Genomic DNA, 18,004 nt, shown 5'->3' with positions numbered 1-18,004 from the left:
TCTTCATCTTGCCAAAGGTTTCCTTGAGCTGGCTAACCGTTCCATCAAAAATCTCTTGCCCCTTATCAATCATAAAAATCCGATCACAAAGTTGCTCAATGTCGCTCAAGTCGTGAGTGGTCAAGAGAATAGTGGTCTCTTCCTCCTGATTGATTTGGGTAATGGCCCGACGAATATTGTCCTTGACCGACACATCCAGACCAATGGTCGGCTCATCTAAAAAGAGAACCTTAGGATTGTGGAGCAAGGAAGCCGCAATGTCCGCCCGCATCCGTTGACCAAGCGACAGAGTCCGCACGGGGTCTTTGATAAATTCCTTCAAATCCAAAACTTCATTCAAAAAGTCCATGCGCTTATGAAAGAGCGAGTCCGGCACATCGTAAATCTCTTTCAAGACCGTGTAAGTCTCTTGCAGAGCCAAATCCCACCACAGCTGGGTGCGTTGCCCAAAAACTACTCCAATATCCTTGACATAGTCTTGGCGTTTGTCCTGCGGAGTCTTGCCGTTAATCCGACAAAAACCAGATGTCGGTTTCAAAATCCCTGTTAGCATTTTGATGGTTGTTGATTTACCTGCACCATTTGCCCCAATAAATCCTAAAATTTGCCCTTTTGGCACCTCAAAGGTCAAATCCTTGACTGCTTCAAAGGTCTGCTTTTGAGGATGAATAAAGGAGCGCAAAGCTCCCTTTAACCCCGGCTCCTTCACTGTCTTCACAAAATTTTTCTGAAGATGTTCCACTTCTATCATTGCCATATCTATCTCCCTACCGTAAGGAATAGCAACATTGTATTTTTGACTACAAAAATTCTAAATCCTTACTTTCTAAACCCTCTAAATTTTATTATTACAGAAGGCTTTATACCAACCTATTATAGTCCAATAAAAAATGGAATGCAAGCGTTTGCCCAAAGTTTATGGAATTGAAAATTTTTCTCTTAAAGTGATATTTTTATACTCAATGAGAATCAAAGAGCAAACTAGGAAGCTAACCGCAGGCTGTACTTGAGTAAGGCAAGGTGAAGCTGACGTAGTTTGAATTTAATTTTCGAAGAGTATTAGTCCAAAATTCTGGCTTAATAGTCTCCTTAAAACACCAAAAAAACCTGCCTGATGGGCAGGTTACGTATGTATTGTTCAGCTAGATTATGCTTTACCTTCTGAACATAAATCATTTATTTACTATACTTCCTCATACAATAAAAAGAGCTATATTCAGGTATTCTTCTACCCACACTGTATTAGAAATATGCTTCATTATTCCCTTTAGTTCTTAAAAAAGTGTGGCAAAATAGGGGCAAAATCTTAGGTTGAATTTGCCATAAATCCTAGTATAGACAGCAGAAATTTGGAGAATATTTAATAAGCCTTTTTTGCAGTGAATATGAATCATACTAACAAACTGGAACTCTTCCTATAATTTATTAAACTAGAGGGCATTTAGTCGTGTTAAGAGAAATTTATTTATCAACAGGAAGCTCGTTACCATTTTTAAATAAAATTTGATTATATTTATTTCCCCATCTATTCATTTCAACTACTACTGGTTCTAAAGTTCTTCCAAGTTCAGTTAGTGTATACTCTGTTATCGGAGGCATGATAGAGTAAATATCTTTATGAATAATTTTGTCCAACTCCAATTCTTTAAGTTGCAACGCTAACATCCTTCTAGAACAACCGGGCATTAATTTTTCTAATTCGCCAAATCGACAAATTTCATTATTTAATAAGTGAAATAATATTACGCATTTCCATTTGCCAGAAATTACTTGGAGAGTGGTTTCTACTGGACATCCATTAGCACAATCATAAATTTTTCTTACCATAATCTACCCATCTTTCTATCTTAAGTTACTAAAATATCACTAGTTACAAAAACTTCAATATTGTTATTTTGCAGTATTTGTCTATAATTAACATTATACCAAATAAAATAAGGAAAGGAAATTGAACTATGGCAACTATGAAAGGGGTCGGATTATACAGATATTTACCTATTGATGATAAGAGAAGTTTTGAAGACGTTGAGTTAGATAAACCTTTTGCTAAAGGAAAGAACTTACTTGTTGAGGTTAAAGCGATTTCAGTAAATCCAGTAGATTATAAAGTTAGATCTCCAAAAAGTAAAGTCGAAGAATCCCCGAGAATCTTAGGATGGGATGCTTCCGGAATTGTCTCAGAGGTAGGGGAAGATTGCGAGTTGTTTTCTGTTGGCGATGAGGTATTCTATGCGGGAGATTTAACAAAATCGGGGTCCTATGCTGAATATCAACTTGTAGATGAGCGTATTGTTGGGAAAAAACCAAATACTTTATCTTTTGAAAATTCTGCGGCCTTACCCTTAACTTCCTTAACAGCATATGAGGGTTTATTTGAAAAATTAAAAATCCCATTTGATAAAAGCAAAAATTATGCTAAGAGTATATTAATCATCGGAGCAAGTGGTGGAGTAGGATCAATAGCTTGTCAGTTAGCTCATAATGTAGGGTTAACTGTTATTGGAACTGCTTCCAGAGATGAAAGTAAAAAGTGGGTTTTGGAGCATGGAGCTGAATTTGTAATTAATCATTTTGAAGATATGGATAAAGAGCTTAATGAAATTGGATTCTCAACAGTTGATTACATTTTCTGTTTAAATAATACTGAAAAGCATTGGGATTTTATGGTAAAAGCTATTAAACCTCAAGGAAAAATCTGTTCTATTGACGAAACTAAAGAAAAAGTCAATTTGTCTGCACTACAGTCTAAAGCAGTTAGTTTTTCATGGGAATTTATGTTTGCAAAATCAATGTGGCAAACAGAAGATTTGATTAGTCAACATTATATTCTTAATCAAATTGCAGATATGATTGATAATGGAGAGCTAAAAACGACGGTTACAAAAAGATTATCTCCAATGAATTCAATAAACATTAAAGAGGCTCACAGGCTTCTAGAAACCGGTCGAACCATAGGAAAAATTGTTATCAGCAATTCAAAAGAGTAAAAAATTAGAATTAATTAATGGAGAAAGAATAAATAGGTATAATGAGTCTCGTGTAATTAAAGATAGCATAGTAAAGCAATAGGTCTGTGAATTTTCCAAGAACAGATTAGGCTTTTATTTCATAGAAAGGGATATTCCCTGAAAAAGTAAAATGATTGTCAGCACTACCTGTCTTAAACTTGTAAAATTGCTTTGATATAATAGAAATGAAGTAAGCAAATGTAAGAATTTGCCACATTATTTTTAGTGCATCTATCTCCAATTTTATTAATTGCTTGTTCTAACCAATCAAGTAATTCTTTAGATGGTGAATACTATAGTCAATTGAAACAAGAACAAGACAAAAGAGCCTCTAAAAAAGGTATTACAACTTGGTAATACCTTTTTGAGGTGCTTTGCGATATAAGCCCATGTTTTCTCAATAGGATTGTACTCAGGTGAGTAGGGAGGAAGAGGTAAAATTTTATGCCCAAACTCTTCACATAAGAGCTCTAGCTTACCCATTCTATGGAATCTTGCATTGTCCATAATAATAACTAATGGTGTATTTAATATTGGTAGGAGAAACTTCTGAAACCAAGCTTCAAAAAAGTCGCTCGTCATCGTCTCTTCGTAAGTCATTGGAGCGATTAACTCACTATTTGTTAGACCTACAACCAAAGAAATCCTCTGATACCTTCTTCCATACACTTCACCTCCTATTAACTGATCTTTTAATAAGCGATCGTATTCTCGATAAAAATAAGTATCGAATCCCGTTTCATCAATATAAACAGGTGCTAAGTGCTTTAAACTATTAATTTTTTTGAAAGTTCTATCATTCATTTAGCTACTCAGCATTCCTAAAAAATTAGATGTTCCAATTTACTTTGGGAAAGACAGTGATTTCCTTTGAAAACAGGCGTAAAGTTATTATATTCGTTCGCCAAGGGTAGTCTTAGAATAATTACATTAATTTAGCAACTTTGGATATAGTAGTCTTAAGTATATTCTCTATAAAAGAAAACACAAAAACCCACCCCCAGGGGCAGGTTTCATCTGTATTGTTCAGCTAGATTAAGCTTTACCTTCTGAACCGAATACGTCGATACGTTCTTCAACTGATGCTTGGATAGCTTTTACACCGTCAGCCAAGAATTTACGTGGATCGAAGAGTTTCTTCTTGTCGTATTCTGCTTCGTTTGCTTCGTAGTCGCGAGCAAATGCACGAGTTGCGTTAGCGAATGCGATTTGGCATTCAGTGTTAACGTTAACTTTCGCAACACCAAGTTTGATAGCTGCTTGGATTTGGTCATCAGGAATACCTGAACCACCGTGCAATACGATTGGGAAGCCTGGAAGAGCTTCTGTCAATTTCTTCAAGTGGTCAAGGTCAAGACCTTCCCAGTTTGCTGGGTATGGACCGTGGATGTTACCGATACCAGCTGCCAAGAAGTCGATTCCAGTTTCAACCATTGCTTTAGCGTCTTCGATTGGAGCCAATTCACCTTTACCGATGATACCGTCTTCTTCACCACCGATAGTACCAACTTCAGCTTCTACTGAGATATCTTTAGCGTGTGCTTTTTCAACGACTTCCTTAGCCAATTTAAGGTTTTCTTCTACTGGAAGGTGTGAACCATCAAACATGATAGAAGTGTAACCAACTTCGATACACTCAAGTGCATCTTCGTAGTGACCATGGTCCAAGTGAATCGCAACTGGTACAGTGATGCCCATTGATTCTACAAGGTTAGCGATCAAGTTGCGAGCAACTTTGTAGCCACCCATGTATTTAGCAGCACCCATTGAAGTTTGGATAAGCACTGGTGCTTTCTTAGCTTCTGCCGCACGCAGGATAGCTTGAGTCCACTCAAGGTTGTTTGTGTTGAATCCACCAACTGCGTAACCATTGTCACGAGCTGCTTGGACAAATTTTTCTGCTGAAACGATTGCCATTCTTATCAGGCCTCCTCTTATTTTTTGTGGTTAAACCACTTACATTGTTTATTTTATCACTTTTTCACTAAAATTGCTAGTTTTTCCTGAAATTTTAAAGAATTGCAGGTAGACACTTAGCCTTTTTAAGCGTCTCTATTGCAAAAAGAAAAAGCTGGCCGAAGCCAGCTTACTTGATGCGGAGAGAGGGACTTGAACCCTCACGACCTAAAGCGGTCACAGGATCCTTAGTCCTGCGCGTCTGCCAATTCCGCCATCCCCGCGATTGAGTACCTTACTAGTATAACAGGACAGCTAAGGCTTGTCAAGAAAATTTTTTAGTTTATTTCAAAAAATCAACTTTCTACTCAATCAGCAAGACTGGGAAATTTAAACGAAAATGAAGCTAAGACAGGAACACAGAAAACTCAGTGCTGCTGAGTCGCAACAAAGACAGCAACCGTTTGGTCGGGATCGTATTTTTCGAAGTCAAAAGTGTAGCTCCGATGAAGCTCATCTGTTTCTTCTGCCTGCCAAATCCTCTGCCAAGCATGAAGAACCGCTTGAGGATCCTCCTTATCTGCTTCAAACACTTGATAGGTCTGCTCGGATGTGTCAAAATCATAGACTTCCCCATCTGTCAAACGGCAGATAGAGAGACTGTAGTCTCCTTTGTAATCACTGGCATAGTCATGATAGACGGCATAAACCGGCTCCCCTTGGGCAAAAGCTTCTTTCACAGCTCCCTCTTGTTCCTGCCAGAGAGCTTGGATTTTTTCTATACAATGCTCATCTTGAAAATTATTAGTACGAATACTAGCTAAAATATTTAGAAACATCTTCTTCCCTCCTTTTATTTTTCATTATAACATTTCTCTAGAAAAGTCGCTTAGGTCAGACAAAGCAAGTCTATCTCTCCGAGCTCTTTTCTACCGCTGCTGTGACAAAGGCCGTATAAAGACCTTCAGCCCGGTTCGGTCGGCTGGAAAGCTCTGGGTGATACTGACAGGCAACGAAGAATTTATTTTCTGGGATTTCTACTATTTCGACCAAGCGATTGTCCGGTGAAACTCCAGAAAATACAAATCCAGCTGCCTCAAACTGCTCGCGGAAAGCATTGTTAAACTCATAACGATGACGGTGACGGCGCTGAACGACTTCTTGATAGTCGTAAGCTGATGCTGCCTTAGATCCAGGCTTAAGCTTAGAAGGATAGAGCCCTAACCTCAGCGTTCCACCCAAGTCTTCGACATCAATCTGATCACGCATGAGGTCAATAATCGGATATGGTGTGTCTGGATTGAGCTCCGCTGAGTTGGCATCTGCCAATCCTAGGACGTGACGGGCGAATTCGACACAGGTTAACTGCATACCCAAGCAAATGCCCAGCATAGGCACATCCTGCTCACGCGCATAGCGGATTGCCTGAATCTTACCCTCAGTTCCTCTCTGACCAAAGCCGCCCGGAACGATAATCCCATCCGCATTTCCAAGAAGCTCAGATGCGTTTTCGGCCGTTACCTGATTCGCATCAATCCAGTTAATTTTAACCTCCGCATCATTGGCATAGCCGGCATGCTTGAGCGCTTCGACAACTGAAATATAGGCATCTGGCAACTCGACATACTTGCCGACCAGAGCAATCTGAACCTGCTTTTCCAGACTCATCACTTTCTCAACCATAGCTGCCCACTCTGTCATATCCGCTGCCGGCACATCCAGCTTCAGATGGTCACAGACGATTTGGTCCATCTTTTGGGCCTGCAAATTGAGAGGAATTTGGTAAAGATGCTCCACATCCAACGACTCAATGACTGCCTCCGGCGCCACATCGCAGAATTGAGCCAGCTTATTTTTGATATTTTGCCCAGCTGGTTCTTCTGTGCGGATGACCAGCATATTAGGCTGAATCCCCAGACCTCGCAGTTCTTTGACAGAATGCTGAGTCGGCTTGGTCTTCATTTCGCCAGCCGCCTTGAGATAGGGCAGGAGAGTCGTATGGATATACATGACATTGTCTGCACCGACGTCAGCCTTCATCTGGCGCAAAGCTTCTAAGAAAGGAAGAGACTCGATATCCCCCACTGTACCACCGACCTCTGTGATAATCACATCCGAGTCCGTCGTCCGTGCTGCCCGCTTGATCTTGTCCTTGAGAGCATCCGTAATATGCGGAATGACTTGGACCGTCGCCCCCAGATACTCGCCTTTACGCTCCTTGCGCAGGACTTCGCTATAGATTTTACCAGTGGTGACATTGGAGTATTTATTGAGATTGATGTCAATAAAACGCTCATAATGTCCCAGATCCAAATCTGTCTCAGCTCCATCATCTGTCACAAACACCTCCCCATGCTGGTAAGGGCTCATGGTCCCGGGATCAATGTTGATATAAGGATCAAATTTCTGAATCGTAACCTTGAGACCGCGATTCTTCAAAAGCCGTCCCAAGCTAGCTGCCACAATCCCTTTCCCGATAGAAGAAACTACACCGCCGGTGACAAAAATATATTTAGTTGACATACGTGCTCCTTTTCATAAAACAATTCGTTCCAGCAAGCATCACAGTTACTGGAATCTTATCTAGAGGAGGATTTTCCATAATTTGTCTGAAAAAGAAAAATAGCTCCCTGAAAACAGGAAGCTCTGACCTCTAAAAGAGGTGCCCGAACAGTATAATATCGCAAACCTAAAAAATTGTCAAATGATTTCATTCGGTTTTCATCCATTTTCACCAATACTAATGACATGTGTTTCGAATTCTACATCAGGCATGCACTCTGCTAAATCGTGTCGGATTCGTTCCAAGGCTTCCAGACGCATTTCGACAGAGGTATTGGCATTCCCCTGAATGATGAAAATAGCATCCTTGGTCTCTTCATCAAACTTATAATACTCGCTGTCACGAACATCCAGCCAAGCCAAAATGCCTTTGGCATCCCGATAAACATAGTCTGTCTCGGCAACATGCTTCTCCTTGGACAAAATAGGCAGAAAAACATCTTCCTTTTGGCTTACGGTGAATTCTATCTGACCTTCAATCTTATCAAAATCATGCCCACCAATAGCCAGTAGAGAATGCAGGGCTTCGACATTATAAATATCAATAATGCTATTAATATGAGGGAGCGAGCCTCGGTGCTGGATATTGCGAATCAGAGCGGGAACCGTCGGAGGATTTTTCTTGACACTGCGACCTACGCGCTGGAGTATTTCTACATAACCTTGAACCACCGGCGACTCAAGCACCTCATCCAAGTCGCAGGCCAGAGCCCAGTCTTCCATTTCCTTTTTCTTTTTTAGAAATGAGGAAGACAGTTCTGCATGAGGATTGACATTCTTGGCAATCCCGATAACAACACTCTTAATACCTAAATCACCCAGACTCTTATCAATGACAAATTTCATAGCAGCCTTCCTCCATCTTTTCTTTATTAAATTTTATTAGTATTCTACACCTTCCGAACTTATATTTCAAGGAATATTAAAAGAAACAAAGGATTTCGTCCCTTGCTTCTTTTGGTTGTTCTATTCTTCCTCTTCGGTCTCCGTGTCTTCGTCAGAGTAGTCGTCATCTTCTTCGTTGAGTTCGACTTCTTCACCTAGATCATCTGGAGCGATTTCGTTGATTTCAGCATCGTAAGCTTCCACTTCATTCTTCTCATCGTCTGGATTTTCCTCATCGTATGAGAGAGCTGGATCTGCTTCGTAGCCGTCCTCATCTTCTGGATCGTCATCGCTGTAGTCAATGGCATCCTCGTCGCCATCCATAAAGGCATTGACGCGTTTTTTCTTGCGTTTCTTAGGCGCATCATCCTCATCAGTCTCTTCCAAGGCGATGATTTCTTCATCCACTTCGTCGATAGCATACCATGAACGCAGGCCCCATTTATTATCTCCCAGCGGAATAAAGCTGCCGTCTACATTGAGTTCTGTGTAGAATAAAGGCAGGGCATCACGAATCTCGCTGTTTGATTTTTCCAGATAGTTTTGAATTTCATTGACCAGATCATTAAAATACATCTCATGGTCGCGGCCGCGGGCTTCCAAAATGGCACGCGCCACTTCAATCATAGAAAGCTCACTTTTTTCCTGTCCAGCAAATACTTCTAATTCCAAAGTTGATCTCCTTTAAGATTAAGTAAAGGCTTGTCGCCCTCTTGCAATTTTTCGCTACTTTCTATTGTACGATAAATTTCTATTTTCGTCAAAAGAAAATCCAGGAAAAATCACGGAACAAGTACAAAAAGAAACTAGTGTATCTATACACTAGTTTCAAATGATCTCATTTTGAATGATGAAGCTTATTTCACTTTCGCAGTGCTTGTAATCACTTCAACAGCTTTCTTGATAGCAATGTCGTGTTTCAGCATGTCTTCTGACAGCAATTGACGAACACGTTCTACTTCCATGTTGTAGTCTGTAGCCAATGAAGTTACTTCTGCTTCGATTTCTTCTGCGCTAGCTTCAAAACCTTCTGCCTTAGCAACAGCTTCTACGACAAGGTTTGTTTTAGTGCGTGACTCAGCATCTGCTTCGTATTGCTTGTGCAGGTCTTCCTGACTAGTACCAGTGATTTGGAAGTACATGTCAGGTGAGATTCCTTGGCGTTGCATATTGCCCAAGAATTCATTAACAGCGCGGTGTACTTCTTCGTGGACCATTTCTGCTGGCAAGTCAACGATTTCAGCGTTTGCTACTGCTTGATCAATCGCTGCTGCTTCTACCGCATCGTTATAAGCTGTTTCCTTAGCTTCTGACAATTCTTTGCGGTACTTTTCTTTCAGCTCGTCAAGTGTTTCCACTTCTTCGTCGATATCTTTTGCAAGCTCATCGTCCAATGCTGGAACTTCTTTTTCTTTGACTTCGTGAATAGTTGTCACAAACTTAGCTTCCTTACCTGCCAAGTCTTCTGCTTGATAGTCTTCTGGGAAGGTTACGACAACATCCACTGTTTCGCCTGCACTGTGACCAACCAACTGCTCTTCAAATCCTGGAATAAATTGGCCGCTGCCCAGTCCAAGTGAGAAGTTGTCACCCTTGCCGCCGTCAAATTCAACGCCGTCAACAGATCCAACAAAGTCAATCACAACTGTATCACCATCTGCTGCTGGACCTTCTTTGAGAACCAACTCAGCCAAGTTGTTGCGCTCACGCTCAATGCGCTCATCTACTTCAGCGTCAGTCACTTCTTTAGTAGCTTCAACAGTTACTTCCAAGTCTTTATAAGCACCCAGCTTAACTTCTGGCTTAGTGACTACTTCAGCTTTGATGATCCAGGCTTGGCCTTTTTCCATAGACTCGACATCAAACTGAGGCTGAGCAACTACTTCAATACCTGCTTCTTTGACAGCCGCTTCGTATGCTTCTGGAAGAAGAGCGTTCAAAGCATCTTGGTAGAGGGCTTCTTCACCAAAACGTTGGTTGAAGATAGCACGTGGAAGGCGACCTTTACGGAAACCTGGTACAGCAATATCTTTTTTTACTGAGTTAAATACACGGTCCAAGGCAGGCTTGATTTTCTCTTGACTGATGCTAAAAGTCAAAAGGCCGCGATTTGTTTCTTTGTTTTCAAATGATACAGACATTCTGTCATTTCTCCTTAAAATTTATTGAATACAACCCATTATAGCATAATTAGAGTTTTTTTCAAAATTATTTTTCCTTTTATCCCTTCCTGATCTTATCCTCTGTATAGGCCGCTCTAGCGCCGCCAATTAGCTTGGGACGACTGGCTAAAGCTGTGACATGGGCAGCTCCCAACTCCTTGAGAATCGGTCGGATAGGAATCTGCACGTGCTTGACATGCATGCCGATAGCAGTATCGCCAATATCCAGCCCCGCCTGAGCAACGATAAACTCCACCTCGACAGGATCTTTCATGTATTGGAAAGCTGCTAGCTGACCGCTGCCTCCAGCATGAAGAGTAGGCAGAACATTGACTATCTCCAAATTCTTCTTGTTCACCAAGGCTCTTTCAACTACGAGGGCGCGGTTGAGATGTTCACATCCCTGAACTGCTAGAAAAATCCCCTTCTCTTCTAAGATATCCAGTATGATTTTGACAATGACCTGTCCGACTTCCAGACTGGAATTCTGACCGATATGTCCTCCGACAACCTCACTAGAGGATAGCCCCAGAACAAAAATATCTCCCTCGACCAAGGCAGCCTTGTCCAAAACATCTAGAAGAATCTGACGAGTTTCTGCTCCAATCTTAGCTAAGTCCATGTCTCACCTCGTTTATTTCACTGTGACTGCCTTTTTCAAACTCTCCGGGAAGGCTTTGTAAAGAGCAAAACCGACTGCTAAACCAAAAGCATTCTGCATAAAATTACTTAAGATTTCGGCTAGGGCAGCCCCGACACCATTCATGATACTACCAAAGAGGGCATATCCACCGACCATAGCTACTGCAGCCAAGACCAGACCAAGGTAGCGTTTCTTGCCCTCAAAGCCAGCAAAGAAACCCTGAAGTCCGTGGCAAATCAGGCTGAAAATCATCCACTGGGGATAGCCGGCAATCATATCAATCAAAAAGCCTGAAAGGCCTCCGACAATAGCCGCTTCCTTGCGACCAAAGTAGAAAGCTGTAAAATAAATCCCTGCATCCAGCAGTGTCAAAAATCCTGTCGGAGTTGGGATCTTTAAAAAATTCCCCAAAACAACAGACAGTGCTGTGATGAAAGCTAAGATAACTAATTTTTTAACCTGATTATTTCTCATACTGAACTACCCCATATTGATCTGAGCGCTGAACCGCTCGGTAAACAAAATCTTTAGACAATTGAACTGCTGCAAGCGGAGACTTGCCTAGAAGCAGCTGACTGGCAATGCTGGAAGCAAATGTGCAGCCTGCTCCGGTATTGTTGCTAGCCAGCACTGGCGATTCCATGATCTCAAAATCTTGACCGTCATAGTAAACATCCACCGCCCGCTCCTTGCTCAAGCGATTGCCGCCCTTAATCACCACATGCTTGGCTCCCAAATCATGGAGCTCCTTGGCTGCAGCCTGCATATCCTCCAGACTTTTGATTTCTTTTTGGGTCAATAGCTGAGCTTCTGCCAGATTTGGTGTGATGATACTGACATAAGGAAAGAACTTGATGATTTCTTCTCTCAGCGCACTGACTTCCAAGTCATGATTTTCCTTGCAGACCAGAACAGGATCCAGTACTACCGGTATATCCCTATGCTGCTTGACAAAAGCCAAAGCCTGCCCTGCTATTTGCAGATTGGGCAAAAGTCCTATCTTAATAGCAGAAAATGGAACATCCTTGAGACTGGCTAACTGCTGGGCAAAAACCTCTTCCTCAACTGGAATGACCTCAAATCCCTTGTCAGTCATAGCCGTCAGGCAAGTCACAGCTACGAAACCATGCAGGCCATTGACCGTATAGGTAGCCAAATCAGCGTGGAGTCCGCCGCCACTAAAAATGTCATTGCCCGAAAGGGCTAAAATCAACTTATTCTTCATAACGAATCTCCTTTAGATAGAGGCCGTTTGGACCAGCTGTTGGTCCTGCCAGATGGCGATCTTTCTCCGCTAATATCCTCTGAATCTGCTCCACCGGCATGCGCTTGTTGCCAATCTTGAGCAGGGTACCGACCATATTGCGGATCTGCTTGTAGAGAAAGCCATTGCCCGAAAAGGTAAAAATCAAAAAATTACGCTCTGCATCAAAGCGGACCTTGGCCTCGGTAATGGTCCGAACCTTGTCTTCCACGCTGGTCCCAGAAGCCGTAAATCCAGTAAAGTCATGCGTCCCCTCTAACTGAGCAATCGCTTCTTCTATCAGACTCAGATCCAAAGGATAAGGATAATGCGTGGCATAATGGCGCATCATAGGATTTTTAGGCCGGCCAATATCCACCAAAAATTCATAGGTTTTGCTGTGCTTATTGTAGCGAGAATGAAAATCATCCGATATCCGCTCTACCCTGATAAAATCAATATCTTCCGGCGTCTGTGTATCCAAAGCAAAACGCAATTTCTCTTCATCCTGCTCTTCTGGTAAATCAAAATGCAGCACCTGGCCCAGGGCGTGAACGCCGCTGTCGGTTCGGCCCGCTCCATGAATCACCACAGGCTGGCCTTTATTGATACGGGTCAGGGTCTTTTCAATCTCTTCCTGAACGCTTCTGGCATGGGGCTGTCGCTGAAAACCAGCAAAGCCATAGCCATCATAGGAAATAATCGCTTTATAACGTGTCATGTGTTTATTTTAGCAGGAAAAAAAGCCCCCAGCAAGCCCTAAAAGCAGGAACTGTCTGGGGACAGTTTTTTTGAAAAATATTGTATAAGAAATAGGGATAATCTGCACTTTGACTTGCCATTATGCAACAAAACAACCCATCTGAATCAGACTGTCAGTGACGACACAAACAGAGTAAATTCAAATGGGTTATTGATTACAGATTGCTAAAGTTCCTTATTTGCAGTTACACATCAGCAAATCTGACACCTTTTCTTAGGAACCCCAAATGGAGTTTTCATCCATAAAGCTGTTGGTGTTCTTGAGTAATTGTGTAAAGACAGCATACTTGAAGTCCTTGGTTGCGCGTTCATCGATACGAGTCTTCTTCAGATCTTTGTCAACAGCTTCTGCAAAGCCAGCTTTCAGCTCTTCATAAGTACTATAGACTTTTCCGTTGACAGTCACTGGCTTAATACCTGAGGTTTGTGCTTTATCCACAACTTTTCTGAAGTAAGCTTTCTTGAAGGCTTCCATGGTTTCAAATTCGCCTTCAGAAATTTGCTTGATGATAAAGTTGTCGCTCAAACCAGTCACACCTTGTTCATTGGCTGTCTTGCGGTGTTTATTGGAAGCATAGCTTACAAAGCCTTTTTCATAGCCATAGTAACCCCAAATTCTGAAGGTATTATGCTTGAACATCAAGGCTCCTGGCGCTCCAGTATTGTTTTGACCGCCACCATAGATACCCGTCATGAAGTCGATAGAAATGTAACTAGAGTCATAGTCAGCAGGATTATAAGTTCGATTATCAACCGCACGGTTAGACAGCAAGCCTTGGTCAACCAAGTCCTCTACAGATGAAACGGACATATTCGCTTTCTCCTCTGCCGTCAACTCTCTCACAACATCGTATTGAGTCCGGGCATCTACAACCTTCGGTTCAATCTTCTTGAACCATTTGGCTGCTGCTTCATTTCCTTTAGCCACAACTGCTTGGCCTTCAAGGTAATCCAGCAGCATGAGAGTATCATTATAGCCCTTCATGTAATGGTCGATGTCTGCTCGGTTCTTGAAAAGACTTGGCGAGCTATTGAAAATGAGACTGCCATCATTTGGACGATCAAAGGCCATATTGAGACCCAGAGCACCCCAGCCTGGCTGACCAGGAACTGGTGATTGGAGCAGACCTTGGGCATAACCTTCTGGTCCGATACCTTGTCGCCTGCCATGTCCGCCCAGATAAATATCTCTATCGTTGACGTGGGTGAGCTCGTGCGTGAAGACAGACACACCGTATTCCGTCAAGAGGTCAAAGGCCTCGAAGTTCACACGGATTGAACCAGCAGCATGGGCACCGTAGCCATTTGACTTGTACCAGCCACCAGCTCTTCCCCCAACTAGGTTGAAGAACTCGCGGGATGGAGCATAAGGATTGCCCTTATTATCATTTCCGTTGACATCAATCCAGCCACGTCCTTCCACATCAAAACCATCCCATACAGCCGTTACATTTTGCTTGACCATTCTGGACTTGATATCATCTGAGAGAAGCTTGTACCAAGTGTCTACGTGATTTCGATGCTGGGTCGCTACTTCCTTGATGCCCGCATTAAATCGTTCATCAGACCATGACCGGCGCTTGTCTCTGTTGACAAAGGCCATCGTGCTATAGTTTGACAGAATGGCTAAGCGCGTATTCTTCAAGGTTAGAAGCGGGAGGATATAGTTGCTGAAATATTCAGAGTTGAGGTTATCAAAGACGCGATACTTAGCAGACTTAATCTCCTCGACTTCGGACTGGCGTTCTTCAAACTGAATAAAGCCTCGTGTTGCATCCTTGAACCAAGAATCCATGTCTTCAAAGTCAGTCAGCAGGCGACGGTTGTAATCCAAGTAAGCCACCAAATCACTAGCCTTGGACTCAGCCTTCAACTGACGTGCAAACATATTGACATTGTCTGCCCCTTTCAGTTGATTTTCTGTCGAACGTCCAATCTTAATCAAGCGATCCAACAATGGCACTTTTTCACCATAGAAGTCTGGTTTGAAGAGCACCAGCTCCTTGAGGTTATAGTCGCCAAATTTGAGATCGTAATAACGGTTGAGGTAGGTCAGTCCGAGCATGATGGCGGTCTTGTTCTCTTCGATTTTAGCTTTCAGAGCTTCGTTGGCTGCTGGATTGTCAGCATGGAATCTTGTCCATTCATTAGCCAGGAGCTTACCAAGCATATCCTGCAAGTTGGCTTTTACTTCAGCCAGAGATTCATCTAGGAAGAGGCGCTTGACTTTGTTGACTCTATCATTATCATTAGGAAGACCAACAGAACGATAGACTTCATCACTATACAGTTCAAAGCTCTTCAAGCTCTCAGTCAGCTGAGTCAGCAAGTCTTCTTTGACTGCCGTTGAGTGATTTGGAGTATAGACTGTACCAAGCTCTGCAATCTGATATTCCGGCAGAGTCGTCTGTTCAAATCGCGCTTGATTTTGAAGATTGTAGATAGTCTTGCTTCCGTCTGCAAAATGGACTAAGATCTTATCTGCATCCGTTCCGCCAGCAACAAACTGATTACCTTTCAGGGCTTGAACCGTTAAGACTTTCTTGGTCAACAAGTCTCCTGCTTTACCAGCATCCACCAGCTTATTAGCTTCATGAATCAAGAACTCTTGATTGTAGAAAGGCATAAAGCGTTCGAGGTTTTGATAAAGCTGTTCATTTTCTGCCTTGTAACCTGGCTTATCTTGATAAGTACTTGTTCTCAGGATAGCAGCATTTAGCTTCTCAGTTGTTACTTCATTTGCGCTGGTTTGCTCAAGAGCCGTAATCTGATAGCTCTTGACTTTTTGCTCCGCTTCAGCTTCTGTCAAGCGACGGAACTTGGCATCTTTACCCGTCTTGGTTCCAGAGCTTTGTCCCTGAACACCAAAGAGGTTTTGGAGTTTTTGCCCCATCCAAGCATCGGTGATTTCATTATCTGAGCTAAAAAGCTCTTTTCCGTTCACTACGGTGGCATAGCTGACAGTGTCATTGATAGTTCCATACGGCCAAATGGAAGCAGCGATACCAGCCGCATTTCTTGAGCCTGCATCCTCTAACTTACCTTTGGCAACTGATTGCATCAATCTGCCCCAGTTACCCCAGCCTGAACCTGAATAGTCAGTGAAGTTTTGAGCGACCAGCATACCTGCATTTTGACCACTTTTGACCCAAATATCGGCTTCGACATAAGCGCGTTTCACCAAGGACATAGCATTAGTTCCCGCGATACCGGCTGTAACAGAGTTTCCACCCTTGGACTTAATACGACCCTTAAAGGAAACATTTTCAACGCGAGATTGGCCTTCTATATTATTAACCAAACCAGCAATATGGTCTCTTCCTTCCAAGTAGCCTTGGACATTGACATTTTCGATTACTCCTTTATTCTTCAAACGAGCAGCAATTGTGGCAATTGTATCGCCCGCTTGCGAATCTGGATAAACCATATTGACTCGCTTAAAGTCAATATCCTTGACCGTTCCGCCAGTAATCGTATCAAATAGAGGATGCGCCAAGTCTAAAATCGCATGGCGCTCGCCATTTTGACCACCAATCAGCTGACCTTTGAATTCACCTGGCAAGTAAGACTTGCTGTTAGCTGGTTTGTCAATCAGCTTGGCACTGATACTGCGGCCCAGAATAAAGGTTCCAGAAGGATCTTCCTTGATGCCGTCCAAGAGGTCTTGGAAATCATAGTAGACATTTCCTTCACGCTTCTTGGCCTTTTCCAGATAGAAATCAAAGCTGTTTTGAAGACCAGTTGCGCTTCTTTGCAGCAAGTCTGGCAGCTGAGCCTGAATCTTGAAGACAGGCTGGTTATCAACGACCACTTCCTCGATAGAAGTAACTGGGAGAACAGTATCCTTGAACTGGTCGGATGTAAAGTGCAGGTAATATTGATCCAGATTTGCTGGTTTTTCAGCCAGAGTAGGCATCAATTTTGTCTGGCCATTTTCAACCTTCATCAAGGAGACGTTAGTGATGGACTTGAGTTCCACCTTCTTCAGGTCAAGCTGGACTGTCTCTTGAGCTAATTCCTGACTTTCAGGGCCATTCCCTAAGTCATAGGACAGATTCGTCTCAATCTTATAAGGAGTATAGTAGTCCAAACCACTGAAGCTAGCAGTCAACTGACCACTCGCCAAGTTCTGCTCTGCTATCAGCTGGCCATCTTTCTTCAGACGAACATGAGCACTAGTAAAGGCTTGATCTCTGTCCGTCAGCTGGTATTGAATTTGCGCTGATTTCTGCAATTCATCCTTCTTAACTGCTGAAACAGTCAGGGTCGGCGCTGCTTTAAGGGCCAATAAGTCAGCTAAAGCCTGCTTGAGTTGGTTGACACCCGCATCTACTTCATCTTGACTCGACGAAGTTTGATAAACCGTCGAAGCCATATTCTTAATTGCTTGCAGCTGCTGATAGGATTGATTGGTGTAAACTGCTGGATCCACAGCCTCTGCTAAAGCTAGCTGCTTGCTCAATTCTTCTTTATTGATGCGAGCCTTGCTACCTCGAGTGACCACTGTATCAACTGCTTCGTGCAAGATTCTTTCAGTAGTTTGCGGCTCCGAGATCCGATTACCATCCAAGGTTTCATAGCTGGTTACAATTTCTTTTTGTCCTGGAGTTCCATCGACAGTGGTCTCTTCATCAAGATACTTGCTATCATCTGTCTTGTTGACAACTTGAGGTTCAATCGTTTCTAGCTTGATGTCTGTATGTAGACTAGGTTGTTCTGGTTGAACTGTCGACTCGCCGTTAACGCCGCCCGTGTATTCTGGGAGGGCAGGCTGGACCGGAGCTGGGTCACTAACTGTAGCTACTGGAGCATCATAGACTGGATTGTCTGCTTGAACTAGCGA

The 18,004-nt window shown here is 42.7% G+C and carries 14 protein-coding genes, 1 tRNA gene and 1 pseudogene; 1 reads left to right on the top strand and 15 read right to left on the bottom strand.

Annotated features, from left to right (window positions below; all coding sequences use genetic code 11):
* Both QZ169_RS09765 and QZ169_RS09760 read right to left on the bottom strand, forming a co-directional pair.
* Positions 1 to 757: ATP-binding cassette domain-containing protein (locus QZ169_RS09765; protein ID WP_295506714.1), on the bottom strand; the 757-nt coding region annotated here is incomplete at its 3' end.
* A gap of 704 nt (positions 758 to 1,461) precedes the next feature.
* Entirely contained in the window at positions 1,462 to 1,827 is a 366-nt protein-coding gene (locus QZ169_RS09760) for a helix-turn-helix domain-containing protein (RefSeq protein ID WP_002927730.1), read from the bottom strand.
* A gap of 128 nt (positions 1,828 to 1,955) precedes the next feature.
* Here QZ169_RS09760 and QZ169_RS09755 point away from each other — a divergent pair, with 128 nt between their 5' ends.
* Positions 1,956 to 2,987 carry a zinc-binding alcohol dehydrogenase family protein gene (locus QZ169_RS09755; RefSeq protein ID WP_223354766.1) on the top strand — a complete coding sequence of 344 codons (1,032 nt, stop codon included), beginning with the start codon at positions 1,956 to 1,958 and terminating at the stop codon, positions 2,985 to 2,987.
* Positions 2,988 to 3,307: 320 nt separating this feature from the next.
* Here QZ169_RS09755 and QZ169_RS09750 read toward each other — a convergent pair.
* From QZ169_RS09750 to QZ169_RS09690, 13 genes and pseudogenes are all read right to left on the bottom strand, one after another.
* Positions 3,308 to 3,794, bottom strand: a pseudogene (locus tag QZ169_RS09750) (transposase); the annotation flags it as partial.
* Between the two features lie 249 nt (positions 3,795 to 4,043).
* The gene (locus QZ169_RS09745) at positions 4,044 to 4,925 is read right to left on the bottom strand and encodes a class II fructose-bisphosphate aldolase (RefSeq protein WP_295506710.1); all 882 of its coding nucleotides are present in this window, start codon (positions 4,923 to 4,925) and stop codon (positions 4,044 to 4,046) included.
* Between the two features lie 177 nt (positions 4,926 to 5,102).
* Positions 5,103 to 5,188: transfer RNA gene (locus tag QZ169_RS09740), tRNA-Leu, on the bottom strand.
* Positions 5,189 to 5,332: 144 nt separating this feature from the next.
* Positions 5,333 to 5,743, bottom strand: coding sequence for a GyrI-like domain-containing protein (locus tag QZ169_RS09735; RefSeq protein WP_295506708.1), 411 nt, complete (start codon positions 5,741 to 5,743; stop codon positions 5,333 to 5,335).
* A 70-nt stretch (positions 5,744 to 5,813) separates the two neighbouring features.
* Positions 5,814 to 7,427 carry a CTP synthase gene (locus QZ169_RS09730; protein WP_295506706.1) on the bottom strand — a complete coding sequence of 538 codons (1,614 nt, stop codon included), beginning with the start codon at positions 7,425 to 7,427 and terminating at the stop codon, positions 5,814 to 5,816.
* Between the two features lie 198 nt (positions 7,428 to 7,625).
* Positions 7,626 to 8,312, bottom strand: coding sequence for a B3/4 domain-containing protein (locus QZ169_RS09725; protein WP_295506704.1), 687 nt, complete (start codon positions 8,310 to 8,312; stop codon positions 7,626 to 7,628).
* Positions 8,313 to 8,432: 120 nt separating this feature from the next.
* The gene (gene rpoE, locus QZ169_RS09720; protein ID WP_002898937.1) at positions 8,433 to 9,023 is read right to left on the bottom strand and encodes a DNA-directed RNA polymerase subunit delta; all 591 of its coding nucleotides are present in this window, start codon (positions 9,021 to 9,023) and stop codon (positions 8,433 to 8,435) included.
* A gap of 185 nt (positions 9,024 to 9,208) precedes the next feature.
* Positions 9,209 to 10,492, bottom strand: coding sequence for a trigger factor (gene tig, locus QZ169_RS09715; protein ID WP_295506702.1), 1,284 nt, complete (start codon positions 10,490 to 10,492; stop codon positions 9,209 to 9,211).
* A gap of 79 nt (positions 10,493 to 10,571) precedes the next feature.
* Positions 10,572 to 11,135, bottom strand: a complete 564-nt coding sequence (locus QZ169_RS09710; RefSeq protein ID WP_295506700.1) for a TIGR01440 family protein — start codon at positions 11,133 to 11,135, stop codon at positions 10,572 to 10,574.
* A 12-nt stretch (positions 11,136 to 11,147) separates the two neighbouring features.
* Positions 11,148 to 11,630 carry an ECF transporter S component gene (locus QZ169_RS09705; RefSeq protein ID WP_295506698.1) on the bottom strand — a complete coding sequence of 161 codons (483 nt, stop codon included), beginning with the start codon at positions 11,628 to 11,630 and terminating at the stop codon, positions 11,148 to 11,150.
* Positions 11,620 to 12,381: a bifunctional hydroxymethylpyrimidine kinase/phosphomethylpyrimidine kinase gene (locus tag QZ169_RS09700; RefSeq protein ID WP_295506696.1), complete on the bottom strand. Its 762-nt coding sequence runs from the start codon at positions 12,379 to 12,381 to the stop codon at positions 11,620 to 11,622. Before QZ169_RS09700 ends, QZ169_RS09705 begins: the two co-directional genes overlap by 11 nt.
* On the bottom strand, positions 12,371 to 13,120 hold the full coding sequence (gene truA / locus QZ169_RS09695; protein ID WP_295506694.1) for a tRNA pseudouridine(38-40) synthase TruA: 750 nt from the start codon (positions 13,118 to 13,120) through the stop codon (positions 12,371 to 12,373). The genes QZ169_RS09700 and truA overlap by 11 nt, the downstream gene beginning before the upstream one ends.
* Before the next feature lie 255 nt (positions 13,121 to 13,375).
* Positions 13,376 to 18,004 (bottom strand): ZmpA/ZmpB/ZmpC family metallo-endopeptidase (locus QZ169_RS09690; RefSeq protein ID WP_295506692.1); only part of this gene is annotated, 4,629 nt, incomplete at its 5' end.

Origin of the sequence: uncultured Streptococcus sp., assembly GCF_905372115.1 — a bacterium.
Taxonomy (GTDB): Bacteria; Bacillota; Bacilli; order Lactobacillales; family Streptococcaceae; genus Streptococcus.
Note: the sequence above shows the minus strand (reverse complement) of the source record. Positions and strands in the feature narration are given on the sequence as shown.